The 16,996-nt window shown below is 65.4% G+C and carries 14 protein-coding genes and 8 tRNA genes; 4 read left to right on the forward strand and 18 right to left on the reverse strand.

The features are described 5' to 3' along the window. Nucleotides 1-105: 105 nt before the first annotated feature. Nucleotides 106-182 (reverse strand) — tRNA-Asp (locus tag ACTHN1_RS00500). A gap of 400 nt (nt 183-582) precedes the next feature. On the opposite strand from ACTHN1_RS00500, the gene ACTHN1_RS00505 reads away from it, so the two are divergent. Continuing rightward, nucleotides 583-1,632 (forward strand): WG repeat-containing protein, encoded by a 1,050-nt coding sequence (locus ACTHN1_RS00505; RefSeq protein WP_440469022.1) that lies wholly within the window; start codon nt 583-585, stop codon nt 1,630-1,632. Between the two features lie 171 nt (nt 1,633-1,803). On the opposite strand, the gene ACTHN1_RS00510 is transcribed toward ACTHN1_RS00505, so the two are convergent. The 13 genes from ACTHN1_RS00510 to ACTHN1_RS00570 form a co-directional block, all read right to left on the reverse strand. Beyond that, nucleotides 1,804-1,880: transfer RNA gene (locus ACTHN1_RS00510), tRNA-Asp, on the reverse strand. 27 nt (nt 1,881-1,907) lie between these two features. Further along, nucleotides 1,908-1,982, reverse strand: a tRNA-Val gene (locus tag ACTHN1_RS00515). 38 nt (nt 1,983-2,020) lie between these two features. Then, a complete protein-coding gene (locus tag ACTHN1_RS00520; RefSeq protein WP_141456262.1) occupies nt 2,021-2,293 on the reverse strand; it encodes an HU family DNA-binding protein in 273 nt (90 codons plus the stop codon). Between the two features lie 219 nt (nt 2,294-2,512). After that, a complete protein-coding gene (gene lon / locus ACTHN1_RS00525; protein WP_440469023.1) occupies nt 2,513-4,957 on the reverse strand; it encodes an endopeptidase La in 2,445 nt (814 codons plus the stop codon). A gap of 138 nt (nt 4,958-5,095) precedes the next feature. Beyond that, nucleotides 5,096-6,379 carry an ATP-dependent Clp protease ATP-binding subunit ClpX gene (clpX, locus tag ACTHN1_RS00530; RefSeq protein WP_295374589.1) on the reverse strand — a complete coding sequence of 428 codons (1,284 nt, stop codon included), beginning with the start codon at nt 6,377-6,379 and terminating at the stop codon, nt 5,096-5,098. A 126-nt stretch (nt 6,380-6,505) separates the two neighbouring features. Next, nucleotides 6,506-7,132: an ATP-dependent Clp endopeptidase proteolytic subunit ClpP gene (gene clpP / locus ACTHN1_RS00535; protein ID WP_440469024.1), complete on the reverse strand. Its 627-nt coding sequence runs from the start codon at nt 7,130-7,132 to the stop codon at nt 6,506-6,508. 95 nt (nt 7,133-7,227) lie between these two features. Beyond that, the gene (gene tig, locus ACTHN1_RS00540; protein ID WP_440469025.1) at nt 7,228-8,520 is read right to left on the reverse strand and encodes a trigger factor; all 1,293 of its coding nucleotides are present in this window, start codon (nt 8,518-8,520) and stop codon (nt 7,228-7,230) included. A 229-nt stretch (nt 8,521-8,749) separates the two neighbouring features. Then, nucleotides 8,750-8,835: transfer RNA gene (locus ACTHN1_RS00545), tRNA-Leu, on the reverse strand. 98 nt (nt 8,836-8,933) lie between these two features. Further along, complete coding sequence (locus ACTHN1_RS00550; RefSeq protein WP_440469026.1) at nt 8,934-9,308, reverse strand: hypothetical protein; 375 nt, start codon at nt 9,306-9,308, stop codon at nt 8,934-8,936. A 201-nt stretch (nt 9,309-9,509) separates the two neighbouring features. Next, nucleotides 9,510-9,585 (reverse strand) — tRNA-Lys (locus ACTHN1_RS00555). A gap of 74 nt (nt 9,586-9,659) precedes the next feature. Then, a tRNA-His gene (locus ACTHN1_RS00560) sits at nt 9,660-9,736 on the reverse strand. Between the two features lie 43 nt (nt 9,737-9,779). After that, nucleotides 9,780-9,856, reverse strand: a tRNA-Arg gene (locus tag ACTHN1_RS00565). 43 nt (nt 9,857-9,899) lie between these two features. Beyond that, nucleotides 9,900-9,976 (reverse strand) — tRNA-Pro (locus ACTHN1_RS00570). 149 nt (nt 9,977-10,125) lie between these two features. Between ACTHN1_RS00570 and ACTHN1_RS00575 the strand changes: the two genes are divergently transcribed. Further along, nucleotides 10,126-10,890 (forward strand): Bax inhibitor-1/YccA family protein, encoded by a 765-nt coding sequence (locus tag ACTHN1_RS00575; RefSeq protein ID WP_440469027.1) that lies wholly within the window; start codon nt 10,126-10,128, stop codon nt 10,888-10,890. Between the two features lie 45 nt (nt 10,891-10,935). Here the strand turns inward: ACTHN1_RS00575 and ACTHN1_RS00580 are convergent, their stop codons facing one another. From ACTHN1_RS00580 to grxC, 4 genes are all read right to left on the reverse strand, one after another. Further along, nucleotides 10,936-12,261: a Na+/H+ antiporter NhaC family protein gene (locus tag ACTHN1_RS00580; protein WP_440469028.1), complete on the reverse strand. Its 1,326-nt coding sequence runs from the start codon at nt 12,259-12,261 to the stop codon at nt 10,936-10,938. 154 nt (nt 12,262-12,415) lie between these two features. Further along, nucleotides 12,416-13,423: an isocitrate dehydrogenase gene (locus tag ACTHN1_RS00585; protein WP_440469029.1), complete on the reverse strand. Its 1,008-nt coding sequence runs from the start codon at nt 13,421-13,423 to the stop codon at nt 12,416-12,418. A 196-nt stretch (nt 13,424-13,619) separates the two neighbouring features. Further along, the gene (locus tag ACTHN1_RS00590; RefSeq protein ID WP_440469030.1) at nt 13,620-14,015 is read right to left on the reverse strand and encodes a carboxymuconolactone decarboxylase family protein; all 396 of its coding nucleotides are present in this window, start codon (nt 14,013-14,015) and stop codon (nt 13,620-13,622) included. Then, on the reverse strand, nt 14,012-14,296 hold the full coding sequence (grxC, locus tag ACTHN1_RS00595; protein ID WP_440469031.1) for a glutaredoxin 3: 285 nt from the start codon (nt 14,294-14,296) through the stop codon (nt 14,012-14,014). The genes ACTHN1_RS00590 and grxC overlap by 4 nt, the downstream gene beginning before the upstream one ends. A gap of 213 nt (nt 14,297-14,509) precedes the next feature. Between grxC and ACTHN1_RS00600 the strand changes: the two genes are divergently transcribed. Both ACTHN1_RS00600 and phoB read left to right on the forward strand, forming a co-directional pair. Beyond that, nucleotides 14,510-16,156 (forward strand): M48 family metalloprotease, encoded by a 1,647-nt coding sequence (locus ACTHN1_RS00600; RefSeq protein WP_440469032.1) that lies wholly within the window; start codon nt 14,510-14,512, stop codon nt 16,154-16,156. A gap of 115 nt (nt 16,157-16,271) precedes the next feature. Beyond that, nucleotides 16,272-16,961, forward strand: coding sequence for a phosphate regulon transcriptional regulator PhoB (gene phoB, locus ACTHN1_RS00605; RefSeq protein ID WP_141456251.1), 690 nt, complete (start codon nt 16,272-16,274; stop codon nt 16,959-16,961). Nucleotides 16,962-16,996: the final 35 nt, after the last annotated feature.

A 16,996-nucleotide genomic window follows, 5' to 3' on the forward strand; every position in this document is an offset into this window, starting at 1 on the left:
GAGGTTCGCCTCAAACCGCCCGGATCCCGTCCGGCCCGTTCATCGGCCCGCGCGGACCGGGCCCGGAAAAGCAGAAAGCCCGCTTTCGCGGGCTTCCGGGATAAATGGCGGAGTGGACGGGACTCGAACCCGCGACCTCCGGCGTGACAGGCCAGCATTCTAACCGACTGAACTACCACTCCGCGCTGAGACAGCCATTGTACGGGGCTTGTCGGCATTGCGCTAGATCGGCTGAACAGATTTTTCAGGCTGGGCGGACCATGACGGGCCTGGCCGGCGAAACGCCGCCCCGTTCGGGGGCGGCTCCCAGCATGCATGAGAGCGTGGCAGGTCCCGTCGCCTCATTGACGGCCCATCCAACATTCTTTCCCTCCCGGGATTTCGGTTGTCGCCTGTGTCCCGCGGATTCGGCCATTGCGACAGATTGCCTCGCTTGACTGTCCTGCGGGCCGCCGTCTGCATCCCTCGCCTGGTCCGGGATCGAGCCAACGCTCATCCGTCCTCCTCAGCGCGAGCAACGCAAAAGCCTCCGGGAATCATCTCGATAGAATCCCCCGAGCGCACTGAAAATTCGTCCGTACCATGCGACCTTCCCACGCACTTCGGCTCCTCGCCTGGCTGTTTCTGCCCATCTCCATGGCGGTCTTCGGTCACGCCGCCGAAGGCACCGCAGGAATCGGGCATGCGGTGGGCGCGACTTCCTTCATCCCCTATCTCCACGCCGATGGCCGGTTCGGCTTTGTCGGTCCTGACGGGCAGGCGCCGTTCGCGAAAACCTTCGAGGACGCGCAGCCATTTTCCGAAGGCCGGGCGGCGGTGCAATTGGGTGGAAAGTGGGGCTATATCGATCTCCAGGGCCGGTGGATCGTGCGCCCGCGGTTCACCGAAGCCACGCCATTCCGCGACGGCGAAGCCCGGGCCGCCATCGTCAAACCATCGACCCGAAGCGGATTCGTCGATCTGAATCCGTTTCATTCCGCGGGGAGCCGGAAGTGCTATCTCATCTCTCCCGATGGCCATACACGATCCTGTGGCGGCGACTATCCGGACCGCCATGACGTGGCATCCCGCCGCATCCGGGAAACGTCGTCGGATTCGCGGGAGCTTCGCGTGGTACGCGCTCCGGACCGCAAGAGCGTCGGTGTGCTCGGTACCGATGGCCGGCAAATCGTCCCGTTCGGCATCTATGACGATCTCCGATATCAATACGACAATTTTTTCGTGGTTCACCGCGTCGGCGGCTGGGGCATCCTGGATGCGGCGCGCAACGTGGAAGTCGTGACCGCGGATCGGCCAAGCTTCGAGTACCTGAAATATACCTCTCCCGACTTGCCGCTCCGCCTGCTGGTCGTGCGACGGGACGACGACACCTGCTGCATCCTCGATCACGCGGGGCTTGAGCTCCATTGCGGCCTGAGCGAGGTTTCGCCTTGGGGAGAGACCCTGATCGCGGCCAGCAATGGGCAAAAGCGATGGGGAGCCCTCGATATGCATGGACAACTGATCATCCCGTTCCGGTACGAGGGCGAGTTCAGGTTTCGCGACGGGCTCGCGCGTGTGCGTAGCGCAGGCAGCGAGTTCTACATCGACGCGCAGGGGCGCGAGTACCGCGCGTCATCCACGCCGGACTGACGGGAGCTCTGAAAAGATGCGATATCCGCGCAGATGAAACGGCGTTCGACCGCTGCACTCGCTCCGCATCGCCGCATTGATACAATGGCTGGAAACAGGCGCATCGCCCCGCTTCCCCGCGATCACCGGACAACAAAAAACCCCTGATTTCTCAGGGGTTTTTCATGTTCGTGGCGGAGTGGACGGGACTCGAACCCGCGACCTCCGGCGTGACAGGCCAGCATTCTAACCGACTGAACTACCACTCCGCGGAAACTGAAACCATTGATCCGGTTTGGTGGGTGCTGAGGGTTTCGAACCCCCGACCCTCGCCTTGTAAGGGCGACGCTCTACCGCTGAGCTAAGCACCCGTTAGACCGGTGGGACTCACTCGGCAGCAGCGAGTCGATTAGTTTACGGCATCCTTCAGGGCTTTGCCAGCCTTGAAGGCCGGGTTCTTGGAAGCCTTGATCTTGATGGTGTCGCCGGTCTTCGGGTTGCGGCCGGTACGGGCGGCACGCTTGCGCACCTGGAAGGTGCCGAAGCCCACGAGGGTCACGCTGTCGCCCTTCTTCAGGGCCTTGGTGATGCTGGAAATCACGGCGTCGACGGCGCGTCCAGCTTCAGCCTTGGACATTTCGGCTTCGTCGGCGACGGCATCAACCAATTCGGTTTTGTTCATGTAAAAACTCCTTTTGCGGAACAACCGCGGAATGTGTAACCAGAATGCACCGGATCTGTCGTCTCGATGCTTCCGGTCGTCTTCCACGAACGTGGGAGCCCGTTGCCCGCCACGCTCACGGGTGACGCCGTTATACCAGTGGGTATACAGGCACGCAAGCCGAAAACCCAATAATGACGCGGGTTTTGCGGCTTTTTTAACTTGCGCGTCAGCTGCGTTTCAGTGCTTGACGTCGGGCTGTGCAGGCGTCTTCCGGCGAGCCGGCACCCGTCGCGCCTTGCCCCCCTCCGTCGGTGCGGCGGCAGGCGCCAGTGGCCGTTCCAGCGCCAGATCCAGCACCTCGTCGATCCAGCGCACCGGTACGATCTTCATGCCCTGGGTGACGTTGGCGGGAATATCGGCGAGATCCTTGCGGTTCTCTTCCGGAATGATCACCGTGGTGATGCCGCCACGCAGCGCCGCCAGCAGTTTTTCCTTCAGGCCACCGATGGCCGACACGCGTCCACGCAAAGTGATCTCGCCGGTCATCGCGACATCGGCACGCACCGGCGTGCGGGTCAACGTGGACACCAGCGCCGTCACCATCGCCGCACCCGCGCTCGGGCCATCCTTCGGCGTCGCGCCGTCCGGCACGTGCAGATGGACATCATGCTTCTGCAGATACTCGGCATCGATGCCCAATGCAACGGCACGCGCACGCACCACCGACATCGCCGCCGCGGCGGATTCCTTCATCACGTCGCCCAGCTGGCCGGTCAGGGTCAGCAGGCCCTTGCCCGGCACCAGCGCGACTTCGATCTGCAGCAGATCGCCGCCGACCTCGGTCCAGGCCAGTCCGGTGACCAGACCGATCTCGTTCTGCTCCTCGGCACGACCGAAGTCGAACCGGCGCACGCCGGAGTACTTGTCCAGGTTCTTCGAGCTGACCTGCACCAGCGCGCCCTTCTTCTTCTTCTTGGCCGGCTGGGGACCGGCCAGCGCGATCTCCTTGACCACCTTGCGGCAGATCTTGGCGATCTCGCGCTCCAGGTTACGCACGCCGGATTCGCGCGTGTAGTAGCGCACCAGGTCGCGGATGGCATCCTCGGCGATCGTCAGCTCCTCCGGCTTCAGGCCATTGGCCTTGATCTGCTTGGGCAGCAGGTAGCGCAGGGCGATGTTGAGTTTCTCGTCCTCGGTGTAGCCCGGGATACGGATGACTTCCATGCGATCCAGCAGCGGACCGGGGATGTTGAGCGAATTGGAGGTCGCCACGAACATCACTTCGGACAGGTCCAGATCCACTTCCAGGTAGTGATCGTTGAACGCGCTGTTCTGTTCCGGATCCAGCACTTCCAGCAGCGCTGACGAGGGATCGCCACGGAAGTCCATCGACATCTTGTCGATTTCATCCAGCACGAACAGCGGGTTCTTGCTGCCGGTCTTGTTGAGGTTCTGCACGATGCGGCCGGGCATGGAACCGACATAGGTACGACGATGGCCACGGATCTCCGCCTCGTCGCGCACGCCGCCCAGCGACATGCGCACGAACTTGCGGTTGGTCGCCTTGGCAATCGACTGGCCCAGCGAGGTCTTGCCCACGCCCGGCGGTCCGACCAGGCACAGGATCGGTCCACGCATCTTCTGCACGCGCGACTGCACGGCGAGGTATTCGAGGATGCGTTCCTTCACCTTCTCCAGCCCGTAGTGATCGGCGTCCAGGGTTTCCTGCGCGACCTTCAGATCCTTGCGGACCTTGCTGCGCTTCTTCCAGGGCACGCCCAGCAGCCAGTCCAGATAGTTGCGCACGACTGCCGCTTCGGCCGACATCGGCGACATCTGCTTGAGCTTGTTGAGTTCGTTCTTGGCCTTGGTCTCGACGGCCTTGGGCATGCCGGCCTCGGCAATCTTGCGGGCCAGCTCTTCCTGCTCGTTCGGCGCGTCGTCCAGGTCACCCAGTTCCTTCTGGATGGCCTTCATCTGCTCGTTGAGGTAGTACTCGCGCTGGCTCTTCTCCATCTGCGACTTGACCCGGCCGCGGATGCGCTTTTCCAGCTGCTGCACGTCGATCTCGCCATCGACGAAACCGACCAGCAGTTCCAGCCGCTCGCCGATGCCGATGGTTTCCAGCAGGCGCTGCTTGTCGCTCAGGCGCACGCCCAGGTGGGCGGCGATGGTGTCGGCCAGGCGACCGGGCTCGTCGATGCCCGCCAGGGTCTGCAGCAGTTCCGGCGGCAGCTTGCGATTGGTCTTGACGTACTGTTCGAACAGGCCCATCAACGAACGCGCCACGGCCTCGATCTCACGCGGTTCGCGGCCTTCGGTGGGCTCGATCTCCTCGCCCTCGCCATACAGCGATCCGTCGCGCTCGACGACGTTGGAAACCTTCACGCGCGAGACGCCCTCGACCAGCACCTTGATGGTGCCGTCAGGGAGCTTCAGGAGCTGCAGGACCTGGGCCAGGGTGCCGATGCTGTAGAGATCGGCGGCGACCGGGTCGTCGGTTTCGGCCGACTTCTGGGCGAGCAGGAGGATGCGCTTGTCCGCTTCCATGGCCTGTTCCAGCGCGCGCATGGACTTGTCGCGGCCGACGAACAGGGGGATGACCATATGCGGGAACACCACTACGTCGCGCAGCGGCAGGACCGGCAGGTCGAGGACTTCGGTGGGGGTACGGCGGGGCATGGGGGCTCCAGCGGAATGCGGAATTACGGGGGCTAAAAAAGCCAATGGCCCCGTTATGGGGCCATTGGCAGGAGGATGCAAGTGCAGCCTTTAAATGTGATTTGAATCAGTCACTTGGACCGAATGGCCGCCCCCGCTTCACTCCGCGGCGGCGACCTTCTGGGCAGGCGGATTCTGGTAGATGAGATACGGCTCGGATTTGTGCTCGATGACCGATTCGTCCACCACCACCTTGCTGACGTTCTCCAGCGACGGGAGGTCGTACATGGTGTCCAGCAGGACCGATTCGACGATGGTGCGCAGGCCACGGGCGCCGGTCTTGCGCTTGAGCGCCTTGCGCGCAATCGCCGACAGCGCATCCGGGCGGAATTCCAGTTCCACCCCTTCCATGTCGAACAGTTTCTTGAACTGCTTGGTGATAGCGTTCTTGGGCTCGGTCAGGATCTTGACCAGGGCGACTTCGTCCAGCTCTTCCAGGGTCGCGACCACCGGCAGACGGCCGACGAACTCGGGAATCAGACCGAACTTGATCAGATCCTCGGGTTCGACTTCCGACAGCAGCTTGCCGGTCTCGGTCTTGCGCTCGGCGCTGCGGACCTTGGCGCCGAAGCCGATGCCGCTGGCTTCGGTGGAGCGCTGCTGGATGATCTTGTCCAGGCCGGCGAACGCACCGCCGCAGATGAACAGGATGTTCTTGGTGTCGACCTGCAGGAATTCCTGCTGCGGATGCTTGCGCCCGCCTTGCGGCGGCACGCTGGCAACGGTGCCCTCGATCAGCTTCAGCAGGGCCTGCTGCACGCCTTCGCCGGACACGTCGCGCGTGATCGACGGGTTCTCGCTCTTGCGCGAGATCTTGTCGATTTCATCGATGTAGACGATGCCCTGCTGCGCCTTCTCGACATCGTAGTCGCACTTCTGCAGCAGCTTCTGAATGATGTTCTCCACGTCCTCGCCCACGTAACCGGCTTCGGTCAGCGTGGTGGCGTCGGCGATGGTGAACGGCACATTGAGCAGGCGCGCCAGGGTTTCGGCCAGCAGGGTCTTGCCGGAACCGGTCGGACCGGCCAGCAGGATGTTCGACTTGGCCAGTTCGACCTCGTCGTTCTTCTGCCGGCTCTCGATGCGCTTGTAGTGGTTGTACACCGCCACCGCCAGGGTGCGCTTGGCGCGCTGCTGGCCGATCACGTACTGATCCAGGACTTCCAGGATCTCGCGCGGCTTGGGCAGATGGCTGCGGGCGGACTGCGCCTTTTCCTCGAGTTCCTCGCGGATGATGTCGTTGCACAGCTCCACGCATTCATCGCAGATGAATACGCTGGGACCCGCGATCAACTTGCGGACTTCATGCTGGCTTTTGCCGCAGAACGAGCAATACAGGATCTTGCTGCTGTCGCCGGTACGGCCCTGACGGTCTTCGCTCATGCTTCGATTACTCGGTCACCCTGCCCGCTAGGCGGACTCGGTCGGAGAATAGCACACGGCCCCGGCCTTGCAGCCGGGTCCGCGGAGGGGGTTTGGGACGCGGGAAACAGGCCCCGCGCCCGGGGTTCACGCCGGCTGGATGGTCTCTTCAGGACGGCGTTCCAGCACCTGGTCGACCAGGCCATAGGCCTGCGCGTCGGTGGCGCTCTTGAAGTTGTCGCGCTCGGTATCGCGCTCGATGGTCTCCAGCGCCTGGCCGGTGTGCTTGGCCAGGATCTGGTTGAGGCGCGAACGCAGGGTCAGGATTTCACGGGCATGGATGTCGATGTCCGTGGCCTGGCCCTGGAAGCCACCCAGGGGCTGGTGGATCATGACCCGCGAGTTGGGCAGGGCGTAACGCTTGCCCTTGGCGCCGGCGGCCAGCAGCAGCGCGCCCATGCTGGCGGCCTGGCCGATGCAGACGGTGCTGACGTCGGGCTTGATGTACTGCATGGTGTCGTAGATCGCCATGCCGGCGGTGACCACGCCGCCGGGCGAGTTGATGTACAGGCTGATGTCCTTCTCGGGGTTCTCGGCCTCGAGGAACAGCATCTGCGCCACGATCACGTTCGCCACCTGGTCGTCCACGCCGCCGACCAGGAAGATCATGCGTTCCTTGAGCAGGCGCGAATAGATGTCGTAGGCGCGCTCGCCGCGGCTGGTCTGTTCGACCACCATCGGCACCAGGTTCAAGGCTTTGGTTTCAATGCTCATCGGCTGCTTCGCGCCCTATTTGTCGTGGAGGGGTCCGGCCTAAGGATAGCCGGACCGGGACGGGCTGGGGCCTCATCGACCCCGGCGAACCGCCGTTAGTTCCGGATGGCTTCCTGGAAGCTCAGCGACTGCTCCGTGTGCTGGGCGCGCTCGGCGATCCAGTCGATCACCTGCTCTTCCATCACCCGGGACTGCAGTCCCCCCATCAATTGGGGATCGTTGCGGTACAACTCAATGACCTGCTCCGGCTCTTCGTAGGTCGAGGCGATCAGGCGCAGGGTCTCGTTCAGGCGCTTGGGGTCCAAGCGGAGCTGGTTGCGGCGGGCGACCTCGCCCACCAGCAGCCCGACCAGGACGCGCTTGCGGGCCGCATCCATGAAACCCTCATGGGCATTCGGCGGAATCTGCAGCTGCTGGCCATTGCGGGCCGCCTGCTCGGCGGTCTGCTGGACCATGGCGTGGGCCTCGTTCTCGACCAGGCGCGGCGGCATCTCGACGTGCGCCCAGGCGGCAATCAGCTGCTCGCCGACTTCCCGGCGCAGGCGGGCCATCAGGGCGCCCTTGAGCTCGCGCTCCAGGTTGCTGCGGATGTCGCGGCGGAACTGCTCGACGTCACCGCCCTTCACGCCGAAGCTGCGGATGAAGTCCTTGTCCACCGCCGGCATCACGGACTCGGCCACTTCGGTGACCTTCACGTACACATCCACCTGGCGGCCCGCCAGCTGCGGCACGCGCCAGTCGGCCGGGAACTGCACCTGGATGGTCTTTTCCTCGCCCGCGGCCAGGCCGATCAGGCCCTTTTCGATATCGGCGAACATCACCCCGGAGCCAATCAGGGTCGCGCCCTTCTCGGCGCCCTCGGCGGGCAGGCGCTCGTCGCCGGCCTGCGACCACGTTTCCAGTTCGACGCGATCGCCTTCCTTCGCGCCGCGCTGCACGATTTCGAAGGTGCGGCGCTGCAGGCGCAGGTTCTCGACCATCTGATCGATGTCGGCGTCGGTCACTTCGGCGGTGTGGCGGATGACGTTGAGCTTGGCGACGTCGATGTCGCCGAAGTCCGGCACCACTTCGAAGGTGGCGACGAAGTCCAGTTCACCCTCGCCGTTCTTCTCGATGCGGGGATTGCCGGCCAGCTGCAGCTCGTTTTCACGCACGGCGTTGTTGAAGGTTTCGCGCAGCAGGCCGTCCAGGGCCTCGGCGCGGACCTGCTGGCCGAAACGCTGCTCGATCACCTTGGTGGGCACCTTGCCGGGACGGAAACCCTTGATGCGGGCGGTGCGCGCAATCTCGCGCAGGCGACCACCGATATGGGTATCCAGACGCTCAGCCGGCAGGCTGAAGGTCATGCGGCGTTCGAGGTTGCCGACCGATTCGACCGAAACTTGCATACTCACTGACTCCTGCTGCCCGGGTCCCATGCCCGGGCATGACGTTGATGAATTCGGGTCGCCCGCGGACACGCGGCGTGCCGACCGGCGGAACGGGATAGTTTCGCCTATTCGGGGCACGCCTGCCAACCGCGCGGAGCGGGATGGGAGCGGGAAACGGGTTTCGGGCGGCGCGGGCGCCTGCCTGGCCGCCGGGAGCCCGGGAAGCCCTTCCCGGGTCTGGAAGGGCTGGTGCGAAAGGAGGGACTCGAACCCTCACGGGGGTTACCCGCTGGAACCTAAATCCAGTGCGTCTACCAATTCCGCCACTTTCGCAGGTGGGCGGCATTCTAACCGCTCACCGGCTGCCGGCGGCACCGGCCTCGGCGCGATTCCGCGGCTTGTTGTTCAGAGAGATGGGCCCGCCCTCGCCCCTACAGGCATTCGAAACCGGGTTTTTCGTACGCCACCACGGTCCATCCGCGTGCGGCTTCGTTCCAGGTCGCATACAAGGTGTAGAAGCAGGTCGTGGTGCTGACGTCGCCCCCCGTGGTGATGGTGGTGCTCTGGTAGCGATCGCCGTCGTGCCGTTCACGGGTCCTGCCCTCGGTGGTCGAATAGGTCGGCGTGACCGAACTGCTCTCCATGCGCCACTGGTACGCCTTGCGGCCGTCCGCCATGTCGAAGGCATTGTCCGGAGGCCCGTATCGGACCATCACATCGCGGATGTCCCTGCCCACGTAACCCTGCATCACCTGGGTGGCGCATCCCGCCATCAGCAGCACGCCGCACAGCCACCATTTCCTCATAGGTCCTCCATTGACTCGCCATCACGGGCGGCGCCCCGCCGACCAGCGAAATGCCGGTCGCCGCAGAAGCAGCTCGATGCTAGGGCGTGAAACTTGGGGATTGCTTAAGAAAACGCGGCCGTTGGCGCGGGATTCGGCGGCGGACGCCGGCAAGCGGCAAAGAAAAAGGGGCTACGCTTTCCGGCGTAGCCCCTTCTTGTTTGGTGGGCCGTCAAGGATTCGAACCTTGGACCTATTGATTAAGAGTCAACTGCTCTACCAACTGAGCTAACGGCCCCAAAAACTGGACGCGTAGTGTAACCGCATCCTTATTTTCTTACAAACCCCCGTTTGCACGAAGGTCCTGCTTGGTGGGGTGGCTGAGGGGACTCGAACCCCCGACATCTGGAATCACAATCCAGTACTCTAACCAACTGAGCTACAGCCACCACTGAAACTTCTTCTACCGCTGCGTCCGTCGCTTGCGCCGGATGGCGCGCCCGACAGGACTCGAACCTGTAACCGCCGGCTTAGAAGGCCGGTGCTCTATCCGGTTGAGCTACGGGCGCCCGGACCGGATTGTCGCATCCCTGACGTCGGGACGAACCAGACTGGTCGGGGTAGAGGGATTCGAACCCCCGACCCTCTGCTCCCAAAGCAGATGCGCTACCAGACTGCGCTATACCCCGACGAGGGCCCGGCGTCGGCGCCAGGCAGCGTCGACAAGGCCGTCTATTGTCGGAATCCGCCGGCTTTCTGTCAAACGCCGCGTAGCGCCATCGGCATCGGCTATGCTCCGGGGCTGGGGACAGAAGTCCGAATCAACCATGAGGGAACCATGATACGCAGCGGCAATCCGGCTCTAAAGGAGTCCACCTTCCTCGATCTCGGCACCGGCGCGGTCGTTTCGCGCAATGCCGGCGCGATGACGCTGAACGGGACGGTCAACCGGACCGGCATCCTGCTGTTGCTCTGCGTGCTGACCGCGACCTACACCTGGAACACCGCGCTCACCCCGACCGGCGAGTTGGCCCCGGGCGCCCTGCTGTACATCCTGGGTGGCGCCATCGGCGGCTTCATCCTGGCGATGGTCACCATCTTCAAGAAGACCTGGGCACCGGTCACGGCGCCGCTGTACGCGCTGGCCGAGGGCCTGTTCCTGGGCGCCATCTCGGCGATGTACGAGGTCAAGTTCAACGGCATCGTGCTGCAGGCCGTGCTGCTGACCTTCGGCACCCTGTTCGCCCTGCTGATGGCCTATCGCTCCGGCTGGATCAAGGCCACCGAGAATTTCAAGCTGGGCGTGGTCGCGGCCACCGGCGGCATCGCCCTGATCTATCTGGCGACCATCGTGCTGGGCTTCTTCAACATCAACATTCCGTACATCCATGAGTCAGGCCTGATCGGCATCGCGTTCAGCCTGTTCGTGGTGGTGGTGGCGGCACTGAATCTGGTGCTGGATTTCGATTTCATCGAGACCGGCGTCGAGCAGAACGCACCGAAGTACATGGAGTGGTACGCGGCCTTCGGCCTGATGGTCACCCTGGTCTGGCTGTACATCGAGTTCCTGCGACTGCTGTCCAAGCTGCAGTCGCGCAACTGATTCACCGTTGCCGGACAGAAAAAAGGGCGCCCCGGCGCCCTTTTTTCATGCCTGCCGGACCGGCTCCTCGCGATGCCGCCGCGAGGGCCAGATCATGAAGAGAATGGTCATGCCGACCAGCATCCAGCAGTAGTGCGCCTTGCCGATCAGCGCCAGCGGCGACAGGCTCGCCAACGACGCGGCCAGCAGGATCTGCGCGCCGTAGGGCAACAGGCTCTGCACGCTGCACACGAAGATGTCCAGCAGGCTCGCCGCGCGTGCGGCGGGCACGTCATGGCGCTCGGCGATGTCACGGGCCACGCCGCCGCTGATCAGGATCGCCACGGTGTTGTTGGCGGTGAAGATGTCGGTCACCGTCGCCAGCGCCGCGATGCTCCATTCGCCGGTCCGCCGCCCGGTGTTGCCGCGGGCGATGCGGGCAATCCGCGCAGCCAGCCAGTCCAGTCCTCCGCAGGCCTTGATCAAGGCGCCCAGGCCGCCGATGAACAAGGCCAGCAGGGTGATTTCGACCACGCTTTCAAAGCCGGCGTAGATGTCTCCGGTGAAAGCCGCCAGGGTGTAGTCCTGATCGCCCAGGAAGAAGCCGAACAGGCCCGCGACGATGAGGCCGATGCTCAGCACCACCAGCACGTCGAGCCCGATCACCGCCAGTGCCAGCACCAGCACGTAGGGCAACACCAGCCAGGGCGAGGCGCCTTCGCTGGCGGCGACCGGCGAGGCATCGCCGACGAACGCCAGCACGCCCAGGGTCAGCACCGCGGCCGGCAGCGCGATCCGGGCGTTCTCGCGGAACTTGTCGCGCACGCTGCAACCCTGGGTGCGGGCTGCGGCGATCGCGGTATCGGAAATCACCGACAGGTTGTCACCGAAGGTGGCGCCGCCAATCACCGCGCCGATGACCAGCGCGCGGTCGATGCCCGCCGCGTCGGAGACGCCGAGCGCGATCGGGGTGACCGCGGCGATGGTGCCCATCGACGTGCCCACCGCCAGCGACAGGAACCCGGCCACCAGGAACAGGCCCGGCAGGATCAGCGCCGCCGGCAAAGCTCCCACGCCCAGCGCCACCACCGCGTCGACCGCGCCGATCTGCTTGGTCACCATGGCGAAAGCGCCGGCCAGCAGAAAGATCAGGCACATCAGGATGATGTTGGAATCGCCGATGCCGCGCAGCAGCGTGTCCATCGCCGGGACGCCGGCGCGATGGGCGATCCACAATCCCAGCGCGATGGCCGGCAGGATCGCGACCGGCGCATGCAACTGGTAGAACCCCATGGCGTCGCCCTGGGAGGTGTAATAGAGGCCGGCGCCGAAGAACAGGGCCAGGAACAGCAGCAGCGGGGTCAGCGCGAGCGCGCTGGGGCGGGCGGTCATCGTGGGTGGGGAGCCGTCGTGCGGAAACCGGCGATTGTCCGGCCTGCCCCGCCCCGGTCCAAGCCCCGCGGGTGGGACGAACGCAAACAAAAACGGGACGCTGAGCGTCCCGTTTTCGTGTTTCCGGCCGCGGGAATTCCGTCGGTGGGCGGAATCAGACCCGGCTGGCGATCGCCTTGGCGAACGACATCGTGGTGCCCTCGCCGCCCAGATCCGGGGTCAGCGAATCCTTGGCTTCCAGGGTCGCGATGATCGCCGCGCGCAGGCGCTCGGCCTTGTCCGGCTGGCCCAGGTGGTCGAGCATCTGCGCCGCGCCAAGCAGCAGCGCGCACGGGTTGGCGATGCCCTTGCCGGCGATGTCCGGCGCCGATCCGTGGACCGCTTCGAAGATGGCCGCGTCGGCGCCGATGTTGGCGCCCGGGGCCAGGCCCAGGCCGCCGACCAGGCCGGCGCACAGGTCGGAGATGATGTCGCCGAACAGGTTGGTGGTGACGATGATGTCGAACTGTTCCGGACGCATCACCAGCTGCATGCAGGTGTTGTCCACGATCATCTCGTTGCACTGGATGTCCGGGTACTGCGCGGCCACTTCGCGGGCGACCTTCAGGAACAGGCCCGAGGTGGTCTTCAGGATGTTGGCCTTGTGCACCACCGTGACCTTCTTGCGCCCGGTCTTGCGGGCCAGTTCGAAGGCGTAGCGGACGATGCGCTCGGACCCCTTGCGGGTGATCTTCTGGGTCAGCAGCGCGGTTTCGCCGTCCTCGGAAATGGACTGGCCTTCACCGATGTAGGCGCCTTCGGTGTTCTCGCGGACGGTGATCAGATCCACGCCGGAGGGAAAGCGCGACTTGGTGTTGGGGAACGACTTGGCCGGACGGACGTTCGCGTACAGATCGAAGTGACGGCGCAGGGCCACGTTGATCGAGCTGAAGCCCTCGCCCACCGGCGTGGTCAGCGGGCTCTTCAGGGCCACGCCGTTCCTGCGGATCGAGTCCAGGGTCGCCTGCGGCAGCAGGTCGCCGTGCTTTTCCAACGCGACCATGCCGGCGTCGGCTTCCTCGTAGCTCAGCCCCACCTTGAGGGCTTCGAGCACGTGCAGGGTCGCATCCATGATCTCCGGGCCGATACCGTCGCCGCGGATGACCGTAATCGTCTGGGTCATTTGCTTGGGATTCCGAACAGGGGCGCCGTGCGGGCCGGGAACCGGGATGCAGGCGCGAGGGGGGTTCAAGTCCGCCAATTATGCCTGAACCCCCCGTATGGTCCCAAATCGACCACGGTCGGAGGGCCCTGCAAGGAGCCGGGCCGGCCTGCCGCGCAAGGCATGCCGGGGCCCCTTCGGCCCCGAAGCGGCTGTCTCAGCCGTGGTCGTGCGCCTGCGGAACGCCGGTCCCGCCACTCTCCAGCTGATCAAGGAAATCGACCGCCCGGCGCAGGTGCGGGATCACGATGGAACCGCCGACCACCAGGCCCACCGAGAACGCCTCGAAGAACTCGTCGCGGGTGACGCCGGCGTCCTTGCATTGGGCCACGTGATAGCTGATGCAGTCGTCGCAGCGCAGCACCATCGACGCCACCAGCCCCAGCAGTTCCTTGGTCTTCAGATCCAGCGCGCCCGGCTGGTAGGTCTGGGTATCCAGGGCGAAGAAGCGGCGCACGACCTGGTTGGGTTCGGCCAGGATGCGCTCGTTCATCCGCTGGCGGAACTCGGTGAATTCGCGCACCCGGTCCTTGCCGTCGGTGCCGCCGCTCACGCGCCTTCTCCGGCCAGCAGCGGCTCCAGCTTGCCGGCGCGGTGCAGCGCCATCATGTCGTCGTAGCCGCCGACGTGGACATCGCCGATGAAGATCTGCGGCACGCTGGTCCGGCGCGCCCGCGCGATCATCCGATCCCGTTCCTCGGGATCCAGATCGATGCGGACTTCGCTCCAGCTCTGCCCCTTGCTCTTCAGGAAGTTCTTCGCGGCCACGCAGTACGGGCAGATCGCGGTGGTGTAGAGAGTGATGGCCGGGCCACCGGTCGCAGTGTCGCTCAAGGAATCCTCCGGGATGGAACCAAGTTGTCGAAATCAGGTCATTCAAGGCGGGTGCCGGGGGCAATATGGGTCGCGGTCCGGATGCTTTCCAGCCGGACGCATGGAACAGTGCGGCCCGTGGTCCGGTTAACCGCATGTTCACTCGCTGCCGCCGGCAAAGCGTCATCCTGCCGCTCGCAAGCCTCCCGCCATTGTCCGACAACGGAGTTCCGTTTGCGCCTTTCGCTGCTCTCAACCGCCGTGTTGACCCTGCTCCTGGCCGTCCCTCACGCGCAGGGACAGGACGTGCGCCTGCCGGATATCGGATCCTCCGCCGGCGAAGTGCTCAGCCCGGCACGCCAGGCGGAGTACGGCGGGATGATGTTGCGCGAGCTGCGCAACTACGGCTATCTGCTGGAGGACCCGCTGCTCGACGACTGGCTGCAGAAAGTCGGCACCCGGCTGGGCGCGGAAAGCGATTCGCCGCGCCAGAGCTACACCTTCTTCCTGATGAAGGATCGGCAGATCAATGCGTTCGCGACCCTGGGCGGCTATATCGGCACCAACGCGGGCCTGATCCTCACCGCCGAGCGCGAGGATGAAGTGGCGGCGGTGCTGTCGCACGAAATCGCCCACGTCACCCAGCAGCACGTGCTGCGCGGCGTGGAACGGGCCCAGCGCGACCAGATTCCGATCCTGCTGGGCATGCTCGGCGCGATCGTGCTGGCGCAGAGCGCCGGCGGCAATTCCAGCGGCGACGCCTCGATGGCCGCGGTCGCCAGCGGCATGGGCCTGATGCAGCAGCGCCAGATCGACTACACCCGCTCCAACGAATCCGAAGCCGACCGCCTGGGCATCCGCACCCTGTCCCGCGCCGGCTACGACGTGGACGCCATGGCCGGGTTTTTCGCCCGCATGGCCCAGGCCACCCGGGCCAACCGCGGCAGCGGCCGCGAGGCCTATCCGGACTACCTGATGACCCACCCGGTCACCACCACCCGCATCAGCGAGGCCAAGCAGCGGGCCGAGCAGATGCGCAAGGACAACCTGACCCTGATCACCCGGGTGCCGGGAGGCGGCGAACGGGTCGAGCACATGGATCCCAAGCGGGTGATGCCGGGGGAAAAGGACAGCGACAACCCGTTGCTGCCGTTGTCGGTGCGCCTGCCCGGCGATCTGTTCAGCCGGGGACCGACCGGCGATTTCGACTGGGCCCGCGAACGCCTGCGGGTACTCAGCGCGACCACCGCCGACAGCGCCGCCCGCGACTACGAGACCATCCGCCGCGAATCCGGCAAGCCGCTGACCGACGCCCAGCGCTACGGCCTGGCGCTGGCCCACCTGGGCGCCGGACGCCCGGACGTGGCCCTGTCGGAGCTGGCCCCGCTGCTGGCCGACAATCCCGGCAACCTGTGGCTGGAACTGGCAACCGCCGAAGCCGAGTCGCGCGGTGGCCGGACCGCCGCCGCCAACCAGCGGCTGGCGCGCCTGCTCCAGCAGATGCCGAACAATCGCCCCATCGCCCTGACCTTTGCCCGGGTTCTCAACGAGCAGGGCGGCGCGGAGGCTGGCCGGCACGCCCAGGCCGTCCTGCGGCCGCTGCTGGCGCGGGCCGGCAACGACCCGGTGTTCCAGCAGGAGTTCGGCCGGGCCAACGAACTGGCGGGCGACCCGGCGCGCGCCGGCGAGGCGTTCGCCGAAGCCGCCTTCCTGAACGGGCGGCCGGAACAGGCCCTGATCCAACTGCAGAATCTCAAGAAGCGCGGCGACCTGGATTATTACGCCCGCGCGCGCATCGACGCCCGCATCGCCGCCATCACCCCGCAGGTGCTGGAACTGCGCCGCCAGGGCGTGCGCGACCCGGATATCGAGCGGCGCTGACCGGCGCCGCGCCGACAGCGGCCCCGGCTGTCATATGACGGGAGCGCGGCATGTCACGTTTCCGTCATAAAATTGTCGTCTACTGGAGCCGTACCCCACAGACGACGGTAACCGCGTGCAGAAGCACATCCTGATCGTTGACGACGAGCCGGCCATCCGCGACATGGTCGCCTTCGCCCTGCGCAAGGGTGATTACGAGCCGGTGCACGCCGGCGACGCCCGCGAGGCCCAGAACGCCATCGCCGATCGGGTTCCGGACCTCATCCTGCTGGACTGGATGCTGCCGGGCACCAGCGGACTGGAACTGGCGCGCCGCTGGCGCAAGGACGCCATGACCCGGGACGTCCCGATCATCATGCTCACCGCCCGCGGCGAGGAGAACGATCGGGTCGGCGGGCTGGAAGCCGGCGTCGACGACTACGTGGTCAAGCCGTTCTCGGCCCGCGAGCTGCTGGCGCGGATCCGCGCGGTCATGCGCCGCTCGCGCGAGGACGACGAGGACGGCAGCGTCGGCATCGGCCCGCTGCGCATCGACGGCGCCGCCCACCGGGTGTTCGCCGGCGACACGCCGGTGCCGATCGGCCCGACCGAGTATCGCCTGCTGCATTTCTTTATGACCCACCCCGAACGGGTCTATTCGCGCACGCAGCTGCTCGATCATGTCTGGGGCGGCAGCGTCTACGTGGAGGAACGCACGGTGGACGTGCACATCCGCCGCCTGCGCAAGACCCTGGAACCGCACGGCCTGGAGAACATGGTGCAGACCGTGCGCGGCTCGGGTTACCGGTTCTCGGCATCGGTCTGAGCTCGGCATCCGGCAGCGGGGATCCGGCATTCGGG

The organism is Pseudoxanthomonas sp. (assembly GCF_051953815.1).
Classification (GTDB): domain Bacteria; phylum Pseudomonadota; class Gammaproteobacteria; order Xanthomonadales; family Xanthomonadaceae; genus Pseudoxanthomonas_A.

What these genes read in the sequence shown, in the direction of transcription:
- ACTHN1_RS00505 (WP_440469022.1), top strand. Translation starts at nt 583, where the DNA reads ATGCGACCTTCCCACGCACTTCGGCTCCTCGCCTGGCTGTTTCTGCCC.
- ACTHN1_RS00520 (WP_141456262.1), bottom strand. Translation starts at nt 2,293, where the DNA reads ATGAACAAAACCGAATTGGTTGATGCCGTCGCCGACGAAGCCGAAATG.
- lon (WP_440469023.1), bottom strand. Translation starts at nt 4,957, where the DNA reads ATGCCCCGCCGTACCCCCACCGAAGTCCTCGACCTGCCGGTCCTGCCG.
- clpX (WP_295374589.1), bottom strand. Translation starts at nt 6,379, where the DNA reads ATGAGCGAAGACCGTCAGGGCCGTACCGGCGACAGCAGCAAGATCCTG.
- clpP (WP_440469024.1), bottom strand. Translation starts at nt 7,132, where the DNA reads ATGAGCATTGAAACCAAAGCCTTGAACCTGGTGCCGATGGTGGTCGAA.
- tig (WP_440469025.1), bottom strand. Translation starts at nt 8,520, where the DNA reads ATGCAAGTTTCGGTCGAATCGGTCGGCAACCTCGAACGCCGCATGACC.
- ACTHN1_RS00550 (WP_440469026.1), bottom strand. Translation starts at nt 9,308, where the DNA reads ATGAGGAAATGGTGGCTGTGCGGCGTGCTGCTGATGGCGGGATGCGCC.
- ACTHN1_RS00575 (WP_440469027.1), top strand. Translation starts at nt 10,126, where the DNA reads ATGATACGCAGCGGCAATCCGGCTCTAAAGGAGTCCACCTTCCTCGAT.
- ACTHN1_RS00580 (WP_440469028.1), bottom strand. Translation starts at nt 12,261, where the DNA reads ATGACCGCCCGCCCCAGCGCGCTCGCGCTGACCCCGCTGCTGCTGTTC.
- ACTHN1_RS00585 (WP_440469029.1), bottom strand. Translation starts at nt 13,423, where the DNA reads ATGACCCAGACGATTACGGTCATCCGCGGCGACGGTATCGGCCCGGAG.